Annotated in this window: 17 protein-coding genes and 2 tRNA genes; 16 read left to right on the forward strand and 3 right to left on the reverse strand. The window is 60.1% G+C overall.

The features are described 5' to 3' along the window. The first annotated feature begins 105 nt into the window (after nt 1-105). The 4 genes from GRAN_RS13825 to GRAN_RS13840 all read left to right on the forward strand — a co-directional run bounded on the left by GRAN_RS13825 (nt 106) and on the right by GRAN_RS13840 (nt 4,503). Nucleotides 106-2,031, forward strand: coding sequence for a CocE/NonD family hydrolase (locus GRAN_RS13825; protein WP_128913595.1), 1,926 nt, complete (start codon nt 106-108; stop codon nt 2,029-2,031). Nucleotides 2,032-2,106: 75 nt separating this feature from the next. Then, entirely contained in the window at nt 2,107-3,105 is a 999-nt protein-coding gene (gene fbp, locus GRAN_RS13830) for a class 1 fructose-bisphosphatase (RefSeq protein ID WP_241654592.1), read from the forward strand. Continuing rightward, entirely contained in the window at nt 3,102-4,325 is a 1,224-nt protein-coding gene (locus tag GRAN_RS13835) for an alanyl-tRNA editing protein (RefSeq protein ID WP_128913596.1), read from the forward strand. Before fbp ends, GRAN_RS13835 begins: the two co-directional genes overlap by 4 nt. A gap of 102 nt (nt 4,326-4,427) precedes the next feature. Next, nucleotides 4,428-4,503 (forward strand) — tRNA-Ala (locus GRAN_RS13840). A gap of 102 nt (nt 4,504-4,605) precedes the next feature. Here GRAN_RS13840 and GRAN_RS13845 read toward each other — a convergent pair. Beyond that, nucleotides 4,606-5,466 carry a hypothetical protein gene (locus GRAN_RS13845; RefSeq protein WP_128913597.1) on the reverse strand — a complete coding sequence of 287 codons (861 nt, stop codon included), beginning with the start codon at nt 5,464-5,466 and terminating at the stop codon, nt 4,606-4,608. Nucleotides 5,467-5,578: 112 nt separating this feature from the next. Between GRAN_RS13845 and GRAN_RS13850 the strand changes: the two genes are divergently transcribed. The 3 genes from GRAN_RS13850 (at nt 5,579) to GRAN_RS13860 (ending at nt 7,778) form a co-directional block, all read left to right on the forward strand. Next, on the forward strand, nt 5,579-6,439 hold the full coding sequence (locus GRAN_RS13850) for a sugar phosphate isomerase/epimerase family protein (RefSeq protein WP_128913598.1): 861 nt from the start codon (nt 5,579-5,581) through the stop codon (nt 6,437-6,439). Nucleotides 6,440-6,472: 33 nt separating this feature from the next. Further along, nucleotides 6,473-6,547: transfer RNA gene (locus tag GRAN_RS13855), tRNA-Gly, on the forward strand. 40 nt (nt 6,548-6,587) lie between these two features. Then, entirely contained in the window at nt 6,588-7,778 is a 1,191-nt protein-coding gene (locus GRAN_RS13860; RefSeq protein ID WP_128913599.1) for an acyltransferase family protein, read from the forward strand. A gap of 471 nt (nt 7,779-8,249) precedes the next feature. On the opposite strand, the gene GRAN_RS13865 is transcribed toward GRAN_RS13860, so the two are convergent. Continuing rightward, complete coding sequence (locus GRAN_RS13865) at nt 8,250-9,893, reverse strand: S41 family peptidase (protein WP_128913600.1); 1,644 nt, start codon at nt 9,891-9,893, stop codon at nt 8,250-8,252. A gap of 350 nt (nt 9,894-10,243) precedes the next feature. Here GRAN_RS13865 and GRAN_RS13870 point away from each other — a divergent pair, with 350 nt between their 5' ends. Together GRAN_RS13870 and GRAN_RS13875 are read left to right on the forward strand one after the other, a co-directional pair. Further along, nucleotides 10,244-12,334 carry a peptidylprolyl isomerase gene (locus GRAN_RS13870; RefSeq protein WP_241654593.1) on the forward strand — a complete coding sequence of 697 codons (2,091 nt, stop codon included), beginning with the start codon at nt 10,244-10,246 and terminating at the stop codon, nt 12,332-12,334. Between the two features lie 73 nt (nt 12,335-12,407). Continuing rightward, nucleotides 12,408-13,388: a 3'-5' exoribonuclease YhaM family protein gene (locus GRAN_RS13875; protein ID WP_128913602.1), complete on the forward strand. Its 981-nt coding sequence runs from the start codon at nt 12,408-12,410 to the stop codon at nt 13,386-13,388. Nucleotides 13,389-13,399: 11 nt separating this feature from the next. On the opposite strand, the gene GRAN_RS13880 is transcribed toward GRAN_RS13875, so the two are convergent. Further along, nucleotides 13,400-14,290, reverse strand: coding sequence for a 2-dehydropantoate 2-reductase (locus GRAN_RS13880; RefSeq protein WP_128913603.1), 891 nt, complete (start codon nt 14,288-14,290; stop codon nt 13,400-13,402). A gap of 96 nt (nt 14,291-14,386) precedes the next feature. Here GRAN_RS13880 and GRAN_RS13885 point away from each other — a divergent pair, with 96 nt between their 5' ends. From GRAN_RS13885 to GRAN_RS25530, 7 genes are all read left to right on the forward strand, one after another. Further along, nucleotides 14,387-15,022, forward strand: coding sequence for an energy transducer TonB (locus GRAN_RS13885; protein ID WP_161570975.1), 636 nt, complete (start codon nt 14,387-14,389; stop codon nt 15,020-15,022). A gap of 137 nt (nt 15,023-15,159) precedes the next feature. Next, on the forward strand, nt 15,160-16,857 hold the full coding sequence (recN, locus tag GRAN_RS13890; RefSeq protein ID WP_128913605.1) for a DNA repair protein RecN: 1,698 nt from the start codon (nt 15,160-15,162) through the stop codon (nt 16,855-16,857). Nucleotides 16,858-17,211: 354 nt separating this feature from the next. Next, nucleotides 17,212-18,219, forward strand: coding sequence for a 4-hydroxy-3-methylbut-2-enyl diphosphate reductase (locus GRAN_RS13895; protein WP_128913606.1), 1,008 nt, complete (start codon nt 17,212-17,214; stop codon nt 18,217-18,219). A 52-nt stretch (nt 18,220-18,271) separates the two neighbouring features. Next, nucleotides 18,272-20,299 (forward strand): squalene--hopene cyclase, encoded by a 2,028-nt coding sequence (gene shc, locus GRAN_RS13900; RefSeq protein ID WP_128913607.1) that lies wholly within the window; start codon nt 18,272-18,274, stop codon nt 20,297-20,299. Nucleotides 20,300-20,393: 94 nt separating this feature from the next. Then, nucleotides 20,394-21,524: an adenosyl-hopene transferase HpnH gene (gene hpnH, locus GRAN_RS13905; protein WP_128913608.1), complete on the forward strand. Its 1,131-nt coding sequence runs from the start codon at nt 20,394-20,396 to the stop codon at nt 21,522-21,524. 8 nt (nt 21,525-21,532) lie between these two features. Continuing rightward, the gene (locus GRAN_RS13910) at nt 21,533-21,979 is read left to right on the forward strand and encodes a hypothetical protein (protein ID WP_128913609.1); all 447 of its coding nucleotides are present in this window, start codon (nt 21,533-21,535) and stop codon (nt 21,977-21,979) included. Nucleotides 21,980-22,025: 46 nt separating this feature from the next. Then, the gene (locus GRAN_RS25530) at nt 22,026-22,169 is read left to right on the forward strand and encodes a hypothetical protein (protein WP_161570976.1); all 144 of its coding nucleotides are present in this window, start codon (nt 22,026-22,028) and stop codon (nt 22,167-22,169) included. Nucleotides 22,170-22,288 lie beyond the last annotated feature (119 nt).

The raw sequence follows: 22,288 nt of genomic DNA on the forward strand, positions 1-22,288 counted from the left end.
CGGGCTTGCCGAGCCTGTGGAAGGGAATGGAGCTGCGCTCTGTTTCGCGATGTGGCGGTCTCTCCGACTATGCTATTTCAATCCGATGTTTTTGAAAGGGCGTGTATGACGCTTCGTGCTGTTGCTGGTCTGATGGTTCTTGTTCTTGCGGGGTGTGGAATCGCCGGGGCGCAGACGCCTGCTCCCAGTGCGACGGAGGACTTCGTCAAGGAGCACTACGCGAAGTATGAGTTCAGGATTCCGATGCGGGATGGGGTGAAGCTGTTCGCCGCGGTTTACGTACCGCAGACGGGTTTCAAGGATGCTGGGCCCTATCCGTTCCTGATGACGCGGACGCCCTACAGCTGTGGACCCTATGGAGAGGATAAGACCCCGACTCGGCTTGGGGTTAGCCAAGAGCTACTGGAGTCTGGCTATATCTTTGTGTGCGAGGACGTAAGAGGACGTTACCAGAGCGAGGGTGAGTTTCTGGAGATGGCTCCGCATATCGATGACAAGAAGTCGCCGAAGGACGTTGATCCTTCGAGCGATATGTATGACACGGTGGAGTTCCTGCTGAAGCATGTGCCGAATAACAACGGCAAGGTGGGAATCACCGGGATCAGCTATCCGGGGTACTACACGTCGGCGAGCATCGCGGACTCGCATCCTGCGATCAAAGCGGCAAGCCCGCAGGCTCCGATGACGGATCTCTTCTTCAATGACGACGGATATCACGGTGGCGCGTTCATGTTGGCTGCGAACCATGGGTTCTATGTGTCCTTCAAGCCGCAAAAGGCGCCTGTGCTTCCGTCAGCAGAGAGAGGGACCTTCGATTTCGGAACTCCGGATGGGTATGAGTACTACCTGAGCAAAGGGAACCTCGCGACGCTCGATACGGAGGCGAATGGGACGAATGCGCTGTTTCATGACCAGGTGGTGCATGACACGTACGACGAGTATTGGAAGAAGCGGGATATGTCGCGGCATATGAAGAGTGTGCATGCGGCAGTGATGACGGTAGGTGGGTGGTTCGATGCGGAGGACCTGTCGGGGCCATTCAAGACGTTTCATGCGATCGATGAGTTCAACCCGGGAGCGGTGAATACGCTTGTGGTTGGGCCGTGGACGCATGGGGGATGGTCGATCTGGGATGGGGATCAGCTTGGCGATGTCCACTTCGGATCGAAGACGGGTGTGTTCTTCCGCAAGGAGATACAGTTTCCGTTCTTCGAGATGTATCTGAAGGATAAGAAGAGCGAGCCTCTGCCCAAGGCGTATGTGTTCGAGACGGGGTCGAATGTCTGGAAGAAGTACGCGGCGTGGCCACCAAAGGAGGCTTCGGCGAAGACGCTTTATTTCCATAAGGGCGGGATGCTGAGCTTCGATCCTCCGACGGATAAGACCGGCGTCGATGAGTACGTGAGCGATCCGGCTCACCCGGTACCGTTTGTGAATTTCACGACCGATACGGTGCCGCAGAGGTACATGGATGACGATCAGCGATTCGCGGCGCGGCGTTCGGATGTGCTGGTGTATGAGACGGAGCCGTTGAAGGAAGACGTCACGATTGCGGGGCCGGTGAAGCCTATGCTGAAGATCGCTTCGACGGGGACGGACTCTGACTTTGTGGTGAAGTTGATCGACGTGTATCCGAATGACTTTCCCAACCCGCCAGCACCGGGTGCGCCGATGGGAAAGAGGATACTTGGTGCGGCTCCGATTCTGATGGGCGGATATCAGCAGCTTGTTCGTGGAGAGCCGATGCGGGCGAAGTTCCGGGATAGCTGGGAGAAGCCAACAGCACTTGTACCTGGAAAAGTTACAAACGTAAACGCGGAGATGCCGGATGTGAATCACACGTTCCGGGCCGGGCACAGGATCATGGTGCAGGTGCAGAGCTCGTGGTTCCCGCTGGTGGATAGGAATCCACAGACGTTTACCGATATTCCATATGCGAAGCCTGACCAGTTTGTGAAGGCTACCGAGAGCGTGTATCGGAGCGCCTCGGAGGCGAGTGGGGTTGGGGTGCTGGTGGTGCCGCAACCTTAGTCACAAAGACAGAAACAGCGAACCCCGTCCGAAGTGCATTCTGCTTCGGGCGGGGTCGAGTGCTTTAGAGTAAACGTGAGGGACATCGCGACGATGGTTACGTTTGAAGAGCATATTCTTGGGCAGGATCAGGAGTTCAGCGAGGCGAGTGGGGCCTTCGGATGGATGCTGGGCGGGTTGACGCTGGCGGTGAAGCGGATCGAGGCGCAGATACGGTCGGCGGGGCTGAGCGACGTGTACGGGGCGCAAGGCACGGAGAACGTGCAGGGAGAGGCGCAGCAGAAGCTGGACGTAGTCGCAAATGACGCGATGATGGAATGCCTTGGAACGCGCGAGGGGGTGGCCGCGCTGGTGAGTGAAGAGGATGAAGCCGCAGTGGTGTTCGACGACGATCCGGCTACGGGTAAGTACATCCTGATCTTCGATCCTCTGGATGGTTCTTCGAACATCGATGTGAACGTGAATGTGGGGACGATCTTCAGTATTCATAAGCGGCTCCCCAAAGACTCGCTCGAGCACTCGATCCTGCAGCCGGGGATGAGGCAGGTGGTGGCGGGGTACGTCGTCTACGGGCCTTCGACCGTGCTTGTCTACACGGCGGGGCATGGGGTGCATGGATTCACGCTCGATGCGGCGTCGGGCGCGTTCGTGTTGACGAACGAGAACATGGTGATGCCGGAGCAGGGGCCCTACTACAGCGTGAATGAGGCGAATGCGGCGCAGTGGCCGGAGGCGTTCGCCGGGTATGTCGAGACGCTGCGGAATGGTGGGTTGGGACGAGAATACAGTTCGCGATATATCGGGAGCCTGGTGGCGGATTTTCATCGCACCCTTTTGAAGGGTGGGGTGTTTCTCTATCCGCCAACGAAGAAGCAGCCCGGTGGCAAGCTGAGGCTTCTCTATGAAGCGAATCCGCTGGCGTTTGTGGCGGAGCAGGCGGGTGGGATGGCAACAAGCGGAGGGGGAAGGATTCTCGATATCCAGCCGGTGAAGATTCACCAGAGGACGGCGTTTTGCGTGGGCGGCAAGCGGGAGATCGAGGCACTTCTGGCGGCGGTGGGGGCTAAGGGTTGAGCGTTGCGGAGAGGCTGTACTACGACGCGCAGGAGCTAATGGACTTCGGCGCGGTGGTTACGGATATCCGGCTGGAGTCGCGGGTCGACGGAAAGAACCGGTGGCAGGTAGCACTGGATCGGACGGCGTTTTATCCGGAGAGTGGCGGCCAGCCGTGGGACCTGGGAACGATTGAGGCAGTGGCTCGAAGTGGGGCGCGGCTTGAAGTTCCCGTGCTCGCAGTCGTGGAAGATGCGGGCGAGGTCTGGCATGTCGTTGAGAAGCCGCTGACGGCCGGCACCGAGGTGACGGGCCGGGTGGACGCGGGGCGGCGTCTAGACCACATGCAGCAGCATACGGGACAGCATTTGCTGTCAGCAGTCTTTCTGCGAGAGCTTGGTGCGGCCACTGTCTCTTTTCATCTCGGGGCGGACAGCTCAACAATCGACTTGGCCGTTGGGGCCTTGGATTGGGAGAATGCCGTTGGGGTGGAAGAGGCGGCGAATCGACTGATTGCGGAGAACCGGGGTGTTTCGGTTGAAGTTGTAGAGCGAGGCTTGGCCGAAACAATGCTGGAGCGAGGAGAGTTGCGCAAGCTTCCAGAACGGGAGGGGACTATCCGGATCGTCGCGATTGAGGGGGTGGAGTGGAACGCATGCGGAGGAACGCATGTGGCGTCGACGGGAAGGATCGGCGGCCTTACGGTTCGGCGGATTGAGAGAATGAAGCAGGCGGTTCGGGTGGAATTTTGCTGCGGGCTGAGGGCAGTGCGGGCTGCACGCCAGGATTTCGAGAGAATTGGAGAGATCGGAAGGCTGCTTTCCAGTGGTCCCGGGGAGTTGGCAGGAAAGATTTCGGTGATGCTCGATGACGCGCGGTCGACTGCCAAACAGAGCCGCACTCTGCTGGAGGAAATTGCGGGTTTTGAGGCACGGACGTTAGCGGGTAGGTTGGTCGAGGCGACGAGTAGGGACGCGGAGTATGCCAAGCTTCTGGCGGCGAAGGTGGTCGCGCTGGATGGAAGGCGAGTCGCGATCATCCGGACTTCGAATGGGGAGCGGGGCACAATTGTGCTGGCTGCGGGGGGCGATGCAGGCGTCAATTGTGGTGCGGTGTTGAAGGACTCTCTTGCAGTGCTCGGAGCGCGTGGCGGCGGGTCGGCCGGAATGGCGCAGGGTGGCGTTGCTGCGGGTGACATGGACCGGCTGTTGGAAGAAATTCGGGTGCGGATTTCCATTTGATGGTCCGGCTTCCGCTTTGAAGTGGGATGTGTGTCCTGTTACACTTGGATTCGTTCCCGGGGACTGTGCCTGCTTACGTGGTGCGCGGTGCTGGTGTGGTGGGGGGCTGTAGCTCAGTTGGGAGAGCGCCTCGTTCGCAACGAGGAGGTCAGCGGTTCGATCCCGCTCAGCTCCACCAAAGAATGAACAATCTGGCCATGCCTGGCTAATCGTCGGCGACACCAGAGCCGCCAATCAGGTTCATAGTCGGCACTTCGGAGCGTGCAGTTGATTCATTGCTCTAGAAGAGCGAAAACCTGTATCCAACGCCGACGGTGAGAACAGGAAAGAATGAGGCGTAGCTCAGGTTGTTATTATTCCGAGCGCGAAACTCATTGAGGCTCTGCTGAAAGTCGGGATCGTCGGTGACTGACTCGCAACCGATGCTTGCGGGGACCGATGGATCGCAGGCGCTGCCCGAGAAGGCTATCTTCAACGTGGGTTGACCGACGTAGTAGAAGCCGAGCTCGACGGGGAAGCTGAGGTGCTTCGGGGTGTGGGCGATGATGTTTCCGAATCCAATGGTGAGCCCTGGAGAGGTCCTGCGGAAGTCGACGGATCCGCTGCCGTGGAGGGGATCGGTGGCGCTGCTGACATAGTCCGAACCGCTGAGGGTGATGGTGGTGCCAGCGGGCACGAGGACGGTGGCCCGGACCCTGTTGTTGTTGACGAAGTTGATCATCGGGCTGATGCGAAAGCTGTTGTTGAAGGGAAACCAGTCGACGGAAGCGTGGCCGGAGCCTAGTTTCAGGGAGGCCGTGACATTGGCTTGATCCTCGACGAAGGTGTCGGTATAGCGGAAGAAGTCGCCGCCGAGACGAATGTTGATGCGGCGGGTGAGGGGAGTCGCGACGTCGAAGCCGATGCCTCCGAGTCCAATGTGCGCGTCCGCGCCGATCGAGGAGAAGGCACCGAGGAAGGAGACGGTGGGGGTTGCTCCGCCGGTGCTTGAGGAGCCGCCACCGATGACAGGAGCGGCAACAAAGCTCGGGAGATCTCTTGTGCTCGTGGAGAAATCTTTTGGCCCATCCTGTGCGAGCGCAATTCCGGTTGACGCGACTCCGAGCAGGAGGGCGAAGGGGACGTACATGCGGGCAGGCATGGAAGGAGTATAGCCCGAAGTAATGCCAGGTAATGTATCCCCAATTGGGGGATTGCTGGGGTTTTCACAATGGGGATGCGCATCGTGTTTCGGTTCGGATATGATTCGGGCGATGAAAAATTACGTCAGCCGTCGAAGTGTCCTGCGCGCCAGCGCCGCCCTCTCCGCTTCTGCTCTGTTTAACCCGCTGGCACGGGCGGGGGGCTTCAGCGGCGCTCCCGATGCCCCGTCGCCAATCCGACTTGGGATTGCGAGTTATACGTTTCGCAAGTTCAACGACACGCAACTGATTGAATTTATGAAGCAGTTGAAGACGCCATACCTGAACCTAAAAGACACGCATCTCCCGATGACGCCGCTCGATCAGGTGAAGACGAAGGCGGATGAGTACCGGGCGGCGGGATTCAAACTTACGGCCGCTGGCACGATCTATTTTCCTAAGGATGAGGATGACGACATCCGGATGAAGTTCGAGTACTGCAAGGCGGCGGGTATTCCGATCATCGTTGGAGCGCCGACGCACCAGACGATCGGGCGAGTGGAGAAGTTCGTGAAGCAGTACGACATCAAGCTGGCGATCCACAATCACGGTACGGAAGATAAGGAGTGGCCTTCTCCGCTCGATGTGCTGAAGGTGGTGAAGAACATGGATCCGCGGATGGGATGCTGCATTGATGTTGGTCACACGATGCGCGCCGGGACGGATCCGGTCGAAGCTGTTCACCTGGTTGGGCCGCGACTCTTCGATATGCATATGAAGGATCTTGCGGATGGCAAGGTGAAAGAGAGCCAGGTCGCCGTCGGCGAGGGCGTGATGCCCGTGCGCGATATCTTCAAGGCACTCATCGCGATCAAGTATCCGGGCAACGTGGATCTTGAGTACGAGATCAAGGAAAACGATCCGATGCCGGGTGTTGTCGAGAGCTTTGCGTATATGCGCGGCGTGCTCGCGGGCCTGGGATACAAGGGATAGATTTTGGTACACTTGGTCTGTCCGATGATGCGAGCGGGAGTAGTTCAGTGGCAGAACGTCAGCTTCCCAAGCTGAATGTCGCCGGTTCGATCCCGGTCTCCCGCTCCATGTAAGACTTCGGCGCTTTCCTCTGATCTATCATCGAGACATGGCGGCTTCTTCCCGTTCGGACCTGTCCACCGCACGGGTCGCGGGATCGCGGCATGTTCCTGCACTCGATGGCATTCGCGGACTTGCTATCCTGATGGTGCTCGCGAATCACTTCGTGATTATCGAGATTGCGTCGAGAGCTCCCGGATTTCCATGGATGCAGGGGCTGCGAGACTCGTTGTGGACGGGTGTCGATGTGTTCTTCGCGCTCTCTGGATTTCTGATCACCAGCATCCTGATCGAGACTGTTGAGACGCCTGGCTTCTTCCGGAACTTCTATGCGAGACGATCGCTCCGGATCTTCCCGCTGTATTACGCGGTTGTCTTCCTCGTTCTTGCCTGCACTCCTCTGTTCCAGATCCATTGGGGAGGGCAACAGTGGCGTCTGCTGACTTACACGAATCGGATTTTCATCGATCCTCATCAGGCAGGGTGGAACTTCGACTTTGGCGGCGGAGTCAGCCTGATCCATTTCTGGTCGCTGCATGTTGAGGAGCAGTTCTACCTGGTTTGGCCGCTGCTTGTCTTTCTGCTGCGGAAGCCTCGCAGGCTGCTTCCTCTTGCGATCATCTTTTCGCTCGCCTCGCTTGGGCTTCGGTTCTGGCTTGCCGGGCGAGGTGTGGATCTGATTGCGTTGTATTCGAGCCTGCCTACCAGGGCGGATGGACTCTTTCTGGGCGCGTCTCTTGCGCTTCTGCTTCAGAGTCGTTTCGCTGCGCTGGCTGGGCGGTTTGCCTTGCTGGTCTTTCTGGCGTCAAGTGGCGTGATGACTGCTATCTTCCTGAGGCGTTCCGGGTTCGTCTGGTGGAATGCAGAACCGTTCCTGTTTGCGATTCAATTTACGGTGGTTGGAATCGCGGCCACTTCGCTGATCGCGCTTTGTCTGGAACCACGGTCTTTGGCGAGTCGAGTGTTTCGCTCGCCGTTTCTCCGGCTCTTCGGGAGGTACAGCTATGGGCTTTATATCTTCCAGGCGGTTGTGCCTATTTTCCTCAGGGAACCGATGCTGCGCCTGGTCGGGTCGGTCCTGCATCGATCGCTGCTGACGCACTTTGTGGTTGCGATCCTGCTGCTTCCGATCATTGTCCTCTGCGCGGTTCTCAGCTATCGGTTCTTTGAGAAGCCTCTGCTTGGGCTGAAGAGGCATTTTGAGTATCGGACGAGGCCCACGATTCCTGCAGCCGTTTGAGGGTGTACCCCCCCTACCATAGCCGGGGTGGAACTCATTTATTTTCAACGGCCTACGCGTGTCCTTTGGCTGCAAATATGAGACAGCAAAAGACTTAGCTGCAAATATTAGTAGATAAAGGAGTTAGCACTGGTTTTTGGTGGAAGGAGCCGAAATCCCCCGGGGTCGGATTCTCTTTCCATCTGTTGTTAATTGTACGGGGCTGACCGTAACTCAATGGACAGTGAGTTTGCGCTTTGTTTTGTGCGAGTTAGATGATTTTGGGACTTGACAGCTGAATTTGCTGGTGTTTTTTGGGTGTTTCTTTGGAAAAAAGTTTTGGTGGCTTTGAAATGAAGGGGTCATTCGCGCGCTCCGGATGACGCCGGGGAACGGGCAGTGGCAAGTGCAGACGCAGATTCCCTTCGGGAATGACAACAAGAGGGGCAGCGGCAAGGGCAACCGCAGCAGCCGGTAGGGCGGTTGCGGTGCTTAGCGGCTGGCGGTGGTCAGGGGCTTCTGGCTGGACTTGTTGTGGTCTTCGAGGGCGCGGGCTTCGGGCAGGAAGGTCATGGCCTTGTTGATCTGGGGATCCCACTCGGCGCGGACTTTGAGGCCTTCGAGCTGGCCGAACTGACTGGTGAAGAGGTCGGTCTTGATGCTCTCCTTGACCCAGTCGATGTTCTTCGTGATGTCGTCGTCGGTGTAGTCGATCTTGCTGTTCTTGAGGAAGCCCTTGAACTGCTGGAGAACGGGGTCGTCGACGGTGAAGTCCTTCGGGATGGTGCGGCTGCCGAGGTAGAAGCGGGCGAAATCGAAGAAGGCGTAGTGCTGGAGGAGCGTGTTCTGGAAGGCGTTGGCCTTGACGTTGTCGATCTTCTCGTCGGGGGTGATGCCTCCGCCACCGTAGACGGTGCGGCCGGAGTCGGTGAGCTTGACCTCGAGGTTCGACTTGTCCTTGGGGGTGCTGGAGCCGTCGCGGACGACGTAGTAGTCGTAGAGGCTCATGTGGTCGTAGTTGCGCTGGATGAGGCGGCCGGAGGGAGTGTAGTAGTGGTAGGTGGTGAGGGCGAGGCCGGAGTTCTCGCTGATGGTGAAGACGGTCTGGACGAGTCCCTTGCCGAAGGTGGTTTCGCCGACGATGAGAGCGCGGTCATGATCCTGGAGGGCTCCGGAGACGATTTCGGCGGCGGAGGCGGTGTTGCGGTTGACGAGGACGACGATGGGGTACTTGGCGTCAGAGCCGTGGGCGGCGCGGTAGACCTGATCGGGGAAGGCGCGGCCCTTTTGGGAGACGACGATCTGGCCCTTCTGGAGGAACTTGTCGCTCATGTTGACGGCTTCGTTGAGGAGGCCGCCGGGGTTGCCGCGAAGGTCGATCACGAGGCCGTTGAGGGTGCCGGCGTCGTTGAACTTGTCGAGCGCGTCTCCGACTTCACGGCTGGTGGTCTCCATGAATTGCTTGACATGGATGTAGCCGATACCGGGCTTGGGCTCGAAGGCCAGGTCAACCGAGGGCTGAGGGATTTCGTCGCGGACGAGGTCGAAGACGAGATTCTTTGGCGAGCCCTCGCGGAACATCGTGACCGAGACGTGAGAGCCGCGGGGACCCTTGAGTAGGGAGGCGACGGCGGCGGAGTCCATGCCATCGGTCGATTTGCCGTCGATGGAGAGGATGGTATCGCCCGGCTTGATGCCTGCCTTGTAGGAAGGAGTTCCTTCGAAGGGAGCCAGAACGACAATCTTGGTAGTGGCGGGCTTGTCTCCGTCGGCGGGCTTGTCGGGCTGGGGCTGGATGGACATGCCGACGCCGTAGTAGCGGCCGTGCTGGTCCTCGCGCATCTGGGCGAAGGCCTTCGGATCGTAGAAGTTGGAGTGGGGATCGAGAACGTGAAGCATGCCCGGGATCGCGCCGTCGTAGATGACCTTGTCGGTCTTATCGGAGGTGAGGGGGTCGGCGTAGTTCTGTTCGACGAGGGAGTAGACGTTCGTGAACTGGTGGAGCGAATCGCGCAGGGTCGACTCGTCGGAGGCGGACTGGGCAGCTACCTTCTGGCTGATGATGGAGCCGAGAACGCCGCAGGTTGCGAGGAAGACGGTGACGGAGAAGAGTGCGCGGCGGGTGCGTGGAGCCATCGGCGTGTTGACCTCGGGGAGCGACGGCGCGGCGTCCCTAGGCGGATCCGGAACGTTTCGCGCGGGTTAAGACAGACCAGCGTTGGACGGAGTATACACCGGGAGGTGAGCCGGAAGGCATCCCCTGGGGGTGTGGTTCGGGTACTCCCAAGGCCTGTGTCTCTCCGATGGGGCGGGGTTCAGGGTGGGGTTCGGTTTGGGAGGCTGTTCGGCCTTAGAATAGGTTGACACCATTTCTTAACGGCTTCGTCTCTTAAGAACGATGCGAGGCATGCGTGCGGAATCTGTGATGTGTGTGGTCTGTCTGCGACAGGCATAAAGGGTTTTCGGGAATGATGGAAAGAACGTTGATGAATCGTCTTCTGCGCGCGGCCATGGTGGGCGGCGCGGCAATGGTGGTATGGGCCGCTCCGCTGTCAGCGCAGGCTCCGCGGTACCAGAGCCCGATCATGGCTCCCGCAGCACCGGCAACCCCGGCGTTGCCGGTGCCTGCGGCGATTACGCCGAACGGGACGGTGGTGGAAGACGTCGTGGTGCGGGTGAACGACCAGATCATCAGCCAGAGCGATGTGCTCCGGAGCCAGGAGCAGTTGAACCAGGAGCTGAAGCAGGCGAACGTTGGTTCCGAGGAAGCAGCGGAGCGGCAGAAGAATATGCTGCGGGACATGATCGACCAGCAGCTCCTGCTGTCGAAGGGCAAGGAGCTTGGGATCAACGCGGATGCGGAAGTGATTCGGCGTCTCGACGAGATCCGCAAGCAGAACCATTTCGACACGATGGAAGACCTGGAGAAGGCGGCACGGTCGCAAAACGTGTCGTTCGAGGACTTCAAGGCGAATATCCGCAACGGCGTGATTACGCAGCAGGTAGTGCGCGACGAGGTCGGACGCCGTCTGCAGATGACGCAGGCGCAGGAGCAGACGTACTACGAGGCGCATAAGAAGGAGTTCGAGCAGCCGGAGCAGATCCGGCTGGCCGAGATCCTGATTCCGACTCCGGCGGATGCGTCCGCCGACCAGGTGGCGCAGGCGCAGGCGAAGGCGGACGACCTTGTCGCGAAGCTGAAGGCTGGGGCGAAGTTCAGCGACCTGGCAAAGCAGTACTCGGGCGGTGCTACGGCGGCACAGGGTGGCGAGCTTGGGCTGTACAAGAAGGGCGGGCTGGCGAAAGTTCTCGAAGACCAGACCTATCCTCTGGCTATCGGGGAGTCGACGGCGCCGATCCGGACACGGCAGGGATTCGTGGTGCTGAAGGTGCTCGAGCATCCGCAGGCCGGCGTTCCGCCGATGAAGGATGTGGAACAGGATATTCAGCAGGGAATCTACCAGGAGCAGATGCAGCCTGCGCTCAGGGCTTACCTGACGAAGCTGCGGGAAGATGCTTACGTGGATATTCGTCCGGGTTATGTGGATTCCGGCGCGAGCCCGAAGCAGACGAAGATCATCAACTCAGCCTATGCGCCTCCGCCGGTGAAGAAAAAGAAGAACCAGGTGAAGACGCGGGCGGGCGAGTTCCGCCGGGCTTCGGTTGGACCGACGCGCGGGGATAGTGCGGACGATACGGCTGCTGCGACACCGGCTCCGGCTGCTGTTGCTCCTGCTACCACCGCCGCGGCTTCGTCTGCTCCGGCGGATGCTGGTGTGGAGAAGGCAGCGGTTGGTGGTGCGGCTGCGGTTCCGGCGGCGGGCGCGGCTGTGGGTTCTTCCTCGTCGGCGGCTGCGGTTGCTCCGGTGAACAACACGGGCAGGCTCTCGCGGGCGAGCTCGGTGAAGAAGGAAAAGGTGAAGAAGGTTCGGCGCGAGAAGATCCGGTTCGGGCAGGCTCCGCGGAATGCGCTTCCGGCTGGTCCGGAGGAGACAGCGGCGGTGGTCAGCCAGCCGAACAATACTCCGGGCATGGCGGTTGGGCAGCTTCCTGCTCCGGCGACGGCAGAGGGCGTGAATGGCGAGGATCCGCTGGCTCCGGTGGCGGCGGCGCAGAAGAAGACACGCTACTCGGCACGGGCTCCGCAGGTGAAGTTCCGCAAGAAGCAGGCGAAGGATGCGAAGGCCAAGGAGAAGGCGGTTGCTACGCCGGTTCCGATGTCGGCGGAGGAGAAGGCGTCGGTGAAGACGCAGTCGGCTCCGCTTGGCCTGAATGGCGATACGACGAAAAAGAAGAAGAAGCGGAAGAAGGGTGATCCGAAGGAGAGGCTGCAGACCAAGCCAGCCGCGCCGAAGGATGACAAGTTCGCGAATCCTACGGGACCGGGTACGACCAACGACCTGCGGAAGACGCCGGTTGGCGGGACGACGGCTCCAGCGACCACGCCGGCGAATCCAACGACGCTTCCTCCGGCGGACGCTCCCGCTCCGGGTGCTCCCGTTCCGCCGACGGTTCCGGGGAGCACAACTCCGGCTCCGGGAAGCACGGTTCCGGCTGGGACTCCTCCTTCTAACTAAACAACCATAAGGCACGGCGGCGCGGGGGCTTCGGCCTCCGCGTTGCTGCGTGTGGGAGGTATTCTGAGTGGCAATGAAAGACTTTTTTATAGCGGATGCGGCGAAGTTCGAGAATGCAGTCGTGACGACTTACTTTGCGCTGGCTACGCTGCAGGTACGGGATCGTAAGGGTGGTGGCGGGCAGTATCTTGCGCTGACGCTGGCGGATAAGACGGGCACCATGGAAGCGCGCATGTGGGAGGAGTTCGCCGATGCGATCACGGCTTGCTCGGAGGGATGCTACGTCAAGGTCCAGGGGCAGATCTCGAAGTACAACGGCAAGTTTCAGATCACGCTGAACAAGATGCGGCATGCGGCGGAGAGCGAAATCGAGAGCGCCGATTTTGTGCCGACTACCATTTTCGACATTGACGAGATGTGGGCGGAGTTGCGGGGATATGTCTCGGGATTTGCTAATGAGGATTTGAAGCGGCTGGTGTTTGCGTTTCTCGATGATGAGGAGATAGGGGCGGCGTTTCGCGTGGCTCCAGCGGCGAAGGTGTTGCACCATGCGTGGATCGGCGGACTGCTCGAGCATGTGTTGACGCTGGTGCGGGTGTGCCGGGGGACGGCTCCGTTTTATCCGGAAGTGGATGCGGATCTGCTGGTGACGGGGGCGATTCTGCATGACATCGGGAAGATACGGGAGCTGAGCTGGAAGAACACGTTTTCGTACACGCTGGAAGGGCAGATGATCGGGCATATCTCGATCGCGCAGGGGATGCTGCGGGAGAAGCTGAAGGAGATTGGCGCGTTTCCGGAGAAGCTACGGGTGCTGGTGGAGCATATGATCCTGAGCCACCATGGGAAGTACGAGTTCGGATCGCCGAAGCTGCCAATGACTCCGGAGGCCGTGCTGCTGAGCGCTCTCGATGATCTTGAGGCGAAGATGCAGAACATGCGGAGTGAGTTCGGGAAGGCTGTTTCGAGTGGGAAAGAGCCAGGGGAGATGACGGACTGGTCGCGGAGCATGGAGCGGCCGCTGCTGGATTCTCAGGCTTATCTGAAGGACTAGGCGCCGTAAGACTAGGCGCTGGGGCGGGGCTTGAGATTTTTGAGCAGGGCGTAGAGGGTGGCGTTCACCGGGGTGGGGATGCCGTGCTTTTTGCCCAGGCGGACGAGGACTCCGTTGCGGGCTTCGTATTCGAGGTCGCGGCCGGCGCGGCGATCAAAGTACATGGAATTTCCCCCGCCTGGAGCATTGGCGAGGTTGGCGATGATGCGGGTGGGGAGGGAGTCGTCGAGGGTGGCGCCTTCGGCCCGGGCGATCGACATGGCTTCGAGGATGATTTGACGGGCCAGCTCGGCGGCATCGGCTTGGCGGAGGACGGATTGATCGCGTTCGGTGAGGGCGGTGATGGAGCCGTTCGCGGAGTTGAGGCACATCTTCTCCCACATCGCCTTGAGGAAGTCGGGCGTGGTTTTCACGGGGAGGCGGGACTTGTTGAAGAGGTATTGAAAGGCGGTGCCGAGGGGTTCGCGGGAGACGACGAGGTGGGGGTCTCCGGTGAGCTTAACAACGCCCGGGGCGGTCCGCTCGGCGGGGATCTGGACGACGACGGGGAGGATACGGGAGCCGTCGCCGATGATCGGGGTGACGACCTCGCGATGCTCGACACCGTTCTGGAGGACGGCGACGCGGGTGGCGGGGCCAACGAGGGCGCGGAGCCAGGGGGCGGTGCCGGGAACCTGGTGGGCTTTGACGCAGAGGAGAACCCAGTCGACAGGGGCAAGGTCTTGTGGGGTAGTGACGGATTTGGCGGGGCCTTCGAAGGCGGGGCCGGTGGGGTAGGTGACGTGGATTCGGTCGAAGGCGGTGTTGCCACAGAAGAGGACCTGCTCGCGGCCGGTTTCGACGAGTGGTCCGCCGACGGCGCAGCCGATGGCTCCGGGTCCGATGATGGCTACGGTGGGCATGCTTGGCTCCTTGGCTCATGTTCACTGTAGCGGAGGTAAGCGAGAGAGGCGTCGTCTATCATGCAGCATGAGTCGTCTAACAGGGGTGGAGGCGCGATGCAGACTTTGAAGGGACGGATCGGAGTCGATGGCCGTAGCCGGGGTGCGCGGCTGCGGAGTGATGGTCTTTCCGCCGGGATTCACCTTGGATTGATCCTCGCGGTGATCGGGGTGTTCCACAAGGCTCCGAAGCTTGCTCCTTATCGCTTGCCGGGCACTCATGAGGGGGTCCGATTTCTGGCGTACTACAGCCCTGGTGGACCGCCTCAGCCGAAGAGCGAGATTGTAACGAAGAAAGAGCCGGAGAAGACGGTTGTCGCTACGCTTCATTCTCCTGCGGCTGAAGCGAAGCCCGTCGAGAAGCAGGCACCCGCTGCCGAGAGCGGCTCCGGAGCCGCCGCTCAGAGCGGTCGCGGCGAAGGCGACATCACGATTGCGCTGCAGACATTCTTTCCCTATCCAAAGCCGAACCTTTCGGTGCTTCCCCATGGCACGAAGGGGGACGTGATCCTGAATGCCGTGATCGACGAGCAGGGCCGGATTGCCGATCTAACGCTTGTTCAGGGACTTGGGCAGCAGATCGACGACCTGGTGATTGCGACGGTGAGGCAGTGGTCGTATACGCCGGCAAAGAAGAACGGTGTTCCGGTGGCCAGCGAGCAGGAGTTGCACTTTCACTATGAGCGGAGCTGATTGGGAGCGTAGCTGATTGGGAGCGAAGCTGATTGGGAGCGAAGCTGATCGGCAGCGGAGCTGCTTGGCTGGGTTGTAAGGATTGGACCGGCGGGCCGTGCTATGCTTCGCCAAAGCGAAGGTGAGGCGAAGCGACGATGCTGTTGGAGTTGCGGGCAGAGAACTATGCGGTGATCGACCGGGCGGTGGCGACGTTTGGCCGCGGGCTGAACCTGCTGACGGGCGAGACGGGCGCGGGGAAGTCGATCCTGATCGATGCCCTTGCGCTTCTGCTTGGTGGCAAGGCTTCGGCTGACTTCGTGCGGCATGGCGCGGAGAAGGCGGTGGTGGGGTGCGTCTTCGAGATGACTCCGGGAGCGCGCGGGATCCTCGAGGCGAACGGAATTGATGCGGATGCGGATGAGAGCTCGATTCTCCTGCGGCGGGAGATCCTCACGGGCGGCAAGGGGCGGGTCTTCATCAATAACCAGCCCGCGACCGTGGGGGTGCTGCGGCAGTTGGCCCCGGAGCTTGCGCTTGTGCATTCGCAGGGGGAGACGCTGGGCTCGTTCGACGAGGCCCAACAGAGGATTCTGCTGGACCGGTTCGGCGGCATCTCTGCCGAGGCGGTGGCGGAGGCATTTCGGGCGTGGAGGGGGACGACGGCGAAGCTAGCGGAGCTGGAGTCGGATGAGCAGGACCGTCTGCGGATGGCGGATCTTTGGCGGTTTCAGAGCTCGGAGATCTCTTCGGCAGGCTTGACGGCGGAGGATGAGGATACGCAGCTTGAGGCGGAGAAGCGGGTGCTCGGGAACGTTGAGCGGCTTTATACCGCGGCGATGAGCGCGCACGAGGTGCTGTACGAGGCGGAGCAGTCGGTGGAGTCGATGCTTGGGGCTGCGTTGAAGCATGTCGAGGAGCTGGCGCGGTTCGATGCGCGGTTCGAAGGGGCGGCGCAGCAGTTGGCGGCGGCGAAGGCCGGGGTCGAGGATGTGAGCGCGGAGGTGCGGGACTTCGCGGACAACCTGAGCGCGTCGCCGGAGCGGGTGGACGAGATTGAAGAACGGCTGGAGGCTCTGGACAGGCTGAAGCGGAAGTATGGCAAGACGCTTGCGGAGGTGATGGCGTTTGGGGCGGAGGCGTCGGCGCGGCTGGCGGAGGTGGAGAACCGGGATGCACTGCTGGCGGAGTTGAAGGCGAAGCAGGCCGAGGACGCAAAGGCTTACGTGGCCGCGGCGGAGGCAGTGACGGCGTTGAGGGTGGCGGCCGCGGCTCGGCTCGAGAAGAGATCGGAAGGGCAGATCAACGACCTAGCGATGAAGACGCGGTTTCATGTGCAGGTGACGCCGGAGAAGGGCAGTGACGGGTGGACGGCGCATGGGTGGGACCGGGTGGAGTGCCTGATCGCGACCAACGCGGGCGAGCCTCTGAAGCCCCTGGATGAAATTGCTTCGGGTGGGGAGATGTCGCGGGTGATGCTGGCGCTGAAGGTGACGGTCGAAGAAGAGGCTTCGGGCGGGAAGCGGGGGAAGAAGTCGATTCTGCCGCGAACGCTGGTTTTCGACGAGATCGACATTGGGATCGGTGGCCGGGCCGCGGAGGCGGTTGGGCAGAAGCTGAAGACACTCTCGCAGGGGCAGCAGGTGCTCTGCATTACGCACCTTCCGCAGATTGCCGCGTTTGCCGATCAGCACTTTTTGATTGCGAAGACGGAGAAGGCGGGGCGCACGCAGACAGAGATCCGGCGGATGGATGACGGCGAGAGAGTGGAGGAGATTGCGCGGATGTTGAGCGGGGCGAAGTTGACGGAGACGAGCCTTAAGCATGCGCAGCACCTTATGGAGACGAGCCGTTGACACATCTTGTCAGAGCGGGTGTGCATCCCACAGGGTGAACTCCGGAGGATCTACCGATGTCGACTGAGAAATGCGCGCATAAGAGCTGTAGTTGTATGGCGGCTGAGGGAAGCAAGTTTTGTTCACAACAGTGTGCCGATCAGAAGGACATGACGACGCTTGGGTGCGAGTGTGGTCATCCGCATTGCACGGGTGCAATCTAACTTCAGCGGAAGCTTACTCGATATAAAAACGCAGGCCTGGCCGTGACTGGTTTGCAGGAGTTGAAGCGAGCCTGTCGCGGCTTTGCGTTCGTTGCACCAATGTTGGTGCAGGACAGTCGCTCCCTTTACCGGGAAGAGGTATACTTGGAGGGTGACGACCTCTACTCTTGATCACGTTGATGTTGACGACTCAGTAAACCTCCCGAAGACAAAACGGGTTCTCCTTCTCAAGCCTCGCGGATTCTGCGCGGGTGTTGTCCGTGCGATCGATATCGTGCAGATTGCGCTCGATGCATTCGGCGCGCCGATCTATGTCCGCAAGGAGATCGTGCATAACAGCTACGTAGTGACGGATCTGGCCAAGAAGGGCGCGATCTTCGTCAACGAGCTGGACGAGGTGCCGGAGGGTGCGCGCGTGATCTATTCCGCGCATGGCGTGTCTCCTGCTGTTCGTCAACGGGCCAAGGAGCGTGGGTTGAAGGTGGTGGATGCTACCTGCCCGCTCGTGACCAAGGTCCACGTCGAGGCGATCAAGTTTGCCAAGCAGGGATATTCGCTTGTGCTCGTTGGGCATCGCGACCATGAAGAGGTCGAAGGGACGCAGGGAGAGGCTCCGGATGTGACGCAGGTAGTGTCGACAGTGGAAGAGGTTGCGGCGCTTGTGGTGCCGGATCCGGACAAGGTCGCTTACCTCACGCAGACGACGCTTTCGCTCGATGAGGCGCGCTATATGATCGAGGCGCTCAAGGAGAAGTTCCCAAACATCGTCGGGCCGCATGCGCAGGATATCTGCTATGCGACGGAGAATCGCCAGACTGCCGTCAAAAACGTCGCCCATGGCGCGGATCTGGTTCTTGTCGTCGGCTCAAAGAACAGTTCTAACTCGAACCGTCTGGTAGAGGTTTCGAAGAATCTGGATACAAACTCCTTCCTGATCGATTCGGCTGAGTCGATTCAGCCGGAATGGCTGGACGGGGTGAATACCGTGGCGGTGACCGCGGGTGCTTCGGCTCCCGAGGTGTTGGTGAAGGACGTTGTCGAGTATCTGCAGTCGATGGGGTATGGGGACGTGGATGAGGTGGAAGTGATGCCGGAGAATGTACGCTTCGGGCTTCCTCCGGAGATCGTTCAGGCCATTGCATCGGCTCCGCGGCTGTAGCTCGGGCCAGTCAGTTCGTACGAGGACGCGGCGAGAGGGATAGAAACATTTGATGGAACAAGAATCAGCTTCAGGGAAACCGCAGGCCATCCAGCAGCCCGCGCGGCCGCGTTATGGCCGCATGGATCTGGGGCTGGAGCACGTCACCGCTGGTATTGAGCGGGCGAAGAAGTGGCTCTTTGGGATGCAGCATGGCGAAGGGTACTGGTCGGGTGAGCTTGAGGCCGACTCGATGCTTGAGGCCGACTACATCTTTCTGCACATGCTTTTCGGCAGTGGCGATCCCAAGCGGATGGAAGGCGCGGTTCGCGAGATCCTGCGCCATCAGAATGATGATGGCGGATGGAGTATCTATCCGAATGGGCCGTCGAATATCTCGCTTGGCGTGAAGTGCTACTTTGCGCTGAAGCTGATGGGCTGGTCGAAGGATCACCCTGTGCTGGTTAAGGCGCGGACGTGGATCCTGGCCAACGGTGGCGTCGTCGAGTGCAACACGTTTACGAAGATCTACCTGTGCTTCATGGGGCAGTACGACTACGACGCGGTTCCGGCCGTGCCGCCGGAGATCGTACTGTTTCCGAACTGGTTCTACTTCAATATCTACGAGATTTCTTCGTGGTCGCGGGCGATCGTGGTTCCGCTTTCGATTGGCTACGCCAAGAAGCCGTTCAAGAAGATCGAGGCCGGGCAGGGGATTGAAGAGCTTTTTGTGGGTGGGCGGGAGAATGCCAACCTGCACCTGAAATGGGATACGAAGAAGCTGCTTGGGTGGAGAAACATCTTTCTCTTCTTCGATCGGCTGACGCACTGGCTGGAACGGGTGCATATCCGTCCGTTGCGCAAGGTGGCGCTGAAGCGAGCCGAGAAGTGGATGCTGGATCGGCTGGAGATGTCGGATGGGCTGGGCGCGATCTATCCGGCGATGATGAACGCGATCATTGCGCTGCGCTGCCTTGGATACTCGGCTGACGATCCGCAGGTGATCCGGGCGATGGATGAGTTCGAGAAGCTTGGGATCGAAGATCCGGGGGTTGAGGGCGTTCGTCCGCCTACGTTCCGGATGCAGCCTTGCATGTCTCCGGTCTGGGATACCGCGTATGCGATGTACGCGCTGGGTGAGGCTGGTGTGTCGAAAGATGATCCCCGGCTGCTGAAGGCGGCGGACTGGATTCTATCCAAGGAAGTGCGGCATACGGGCGACTGGGCGGTGAAGGTGAAGAACGTCGCGCCGGGTGGATGGTACTTCGAGTACAACAATGAGTTTTACCCGGATGTGGATGATTCTGGACAGGTTTTGCTGGCGCTGAGCTGCGTGGCGAATCCTCGCGAGCGGTATCAGCATGAGGTATCGCAGAGGGCGCTGGACTGGATCTTCGCGATGCAGTGCAAGAACGGCGGCTGGGCGAGCTTCGATCGCGACAATACGAAGATGATCTTCCAGTACATTCCGTTTGCCGACCATAACGCGATGCTCGATCCGCCGACGGTCGATATCACCGGGCGCATTCTGGAGATGCTCGCGACCTACGGGTATACGCGGCGGGATCCGCGGGTGGAGAAGGCGATCCAGTTCGTGCTCAAGGAGCAGGAGTCGGATGGGAGCTGGTTTGGACGCTGGGGTGTGAACTATCTCTACGGGACGTTCCTCGTGCTGCGCGGGCTTGAGGCCATGGGCTTCTGGAACCATGAGCCTGCGGTTGTGCAGGCGGCGGAGTGGATTCGGATGGTTCAGAACTCCGATGGCGGCTGGGGCGAATCGTGCCGGAGCTACGACGACCCGAACACCCGCGGCGAGGGGCAGAGTACGGCCTCGCAGACGTCGTGGGCGATTCTTGGGCTGCTGGCAGCGGGAGATGTGCGGTCGGACTCAGTTGCGAAGGGCATTCGGTGGCTCGTCGATCGGCAGAGGCCGGCGGGGAACTGGGATGAGTTTGCCGATGGACGGGATGGCGCGTCGGTGTATACCGGCACGGGATTCCCGAGGGTTTTCTATCTTGGGTACCATATGTATCGGGACTACTTTCCGCTGCTTGCGCTTGCTACCTTCAAGAAGGCGTCCGAAGCGGCGGTTGCGGAGTAACGAAGGCTTGCGGCAGGAGTCAGATAAGTTTGAGTGGGTTTTAGCCGTCGCTTGAGAGGTTCGCGCGGTTTTCAGGGAAGCGGGAGGACGACAAATGGCTGTACCGGTATCGCAGGCTTGGACCGTCGCGACGTACGTGTTGAAGCAGAAGATGATGGGGCGCAAGAAGTATCCGCTGGTGCTGATGCTGGAGCCCTTGTTCCGCTGCAACCTCGCATGCGCGGGATGCGGGAAGATTCAGTACCCAGCGCACATCCTCAAGGCTGAACTCTCGCCCGAGGATTGCTTCAAGGCTGTTGAGGAGTGCGGGACGCCGATGGTTGCGATCCCGGGCGGCGAGCCTCTGTTGCACCCGCAGATGCCGGAGATCGTTGCCGGCCTGGTTGCGCGTAAGAAGTATGTGTACATGTGCACCAACGCGCTCCTCCTCAAGGAGAAGCTGCACCTCTTCAAACCGAGCAAGTATCTCTCGTTCTCCGTGCATGTCGACGGTCAGCGGGAGCACCATGATTTCTCGGTCTGCCGTGAGGGTGGATATGACATCGCGATGGAGGGCGTTCGTGTCGCTGTCGAAGCAGGCTTCCGCGTGACGACAAACACGACGCTCTTCGATGGCGCCGACCCGAATAGCGTTCGCGCTCACTTCGATGAGTTGATGGTCGCGGGTGTCGAGAGCATGATGGTTTCGCCTGGATACACCTATGACAAGGCTCCGGACCAGAAGCACTTTCTGGGCCGCGCGCGTTCGAAGAAGCTGTTCCGCTCGATCCTCGCCAACCGCAAGAAGACGTGGCGCTTCAACGCTTCGCCGATGTTCATGGAATTCCTGATGGGGAAGAAGGAACTTACCTGCACGCCGTGGGGCATGCCGACCTTCTCGATCTTTGGCTGGCAGAAGCCCTGCTACCTGCTTCAGGATGGCTACGCGGACACCTTCCAGGAGTTGATGGAGACCGTCCAGTGGCAGAACTACGGGACTGAGAGCGGCAACCCGCAGTGCGCGAACTGCATGGTTCACTCCGGATACGAGGCCAGCGGGGTCAACTACACCTTTGGCTCGATCAAGGGCCTGCTCCAGACGGCGAAGGCTATCTTCTTCAGCGAGTACAAGGACGAGCACGCGATGAAGATGCTGAACGAGTGGAAGCCTGCGGTGCATGCTCCCCTGGTGCAGATCGCTGCTCCTGCCAAGGTCGGCGAGTTGCAGGAAGTTTCGGGAGACTAAGGACGGTTATGGCGACTGAAGTACAGGAAGCAGCGAAGCTGCAGCAGTTGGCACATGAGAATCCGGATGACATTGAAGTTGCCGCAGGACGCGACCGGGAGCAGCTTGAAGGATGGGTCCCGGCGCTTGCCACCGAGGCAGAGACCCGCGAGGCCCTGGAGAAGGCGTTCGACTATCGTGGCGATGTGACGATTACCAGGAAAGATGGTTCCGTCGTCGAAGGCTATCTCTTCGATCGGCGCTCCGGCTCCTCTCTGTCGGACTCCTATGTTCGGATTATTCCTTCGAAAGAGCGCACCAAGGTCAACGTCGCTTACAGCGAGATTGCCGCGCTTGCCTTTACCGGGCGCGACACTGCCGCAGGCAAGACGTTCGAGGCGTGGGTGAAGAAATACTGGGAGAAGAAGGCGGCCGGGGAACGGAATATTCAGATCGAGCCGGAGAAGCTGGATTAGTTCTATCACCGCTCTCCGCAACGACTAGACTGGCGTGGAGGGTGTGATGAACCGGAATGCCGTGGTGATCTCTTCTGATGGAAAGCTCGAGGTTCCCAAGGAAGTGCAGGAAGAGATGCACCTCTCGGAAGAGGCTCGGCTCCGTCTCGTATCCTCGTCGAGCACCGGTTTCCAGGCAGAACTCGATTGATGATCCGCTGAAGGACTGTGTCCCGAACGAAAACTGGCGGTCCCTCCGGGTATCCTAAGCGGCCATCCAGAGCACGACACGACCAAGGCGCGATCGGAAGAGCGGGCCTGGGAACTGGA

Origin of the sequence: Granulicella sibirica, assembly GCF_004115155.1 — a bacterium.
Classification (GTDB): Bacteria; Acidobacteriota; Terriglobia; order Terriglobales; family Acidobacteriaceae; genus Edaphobacter; species Edaphobacter sibiricus.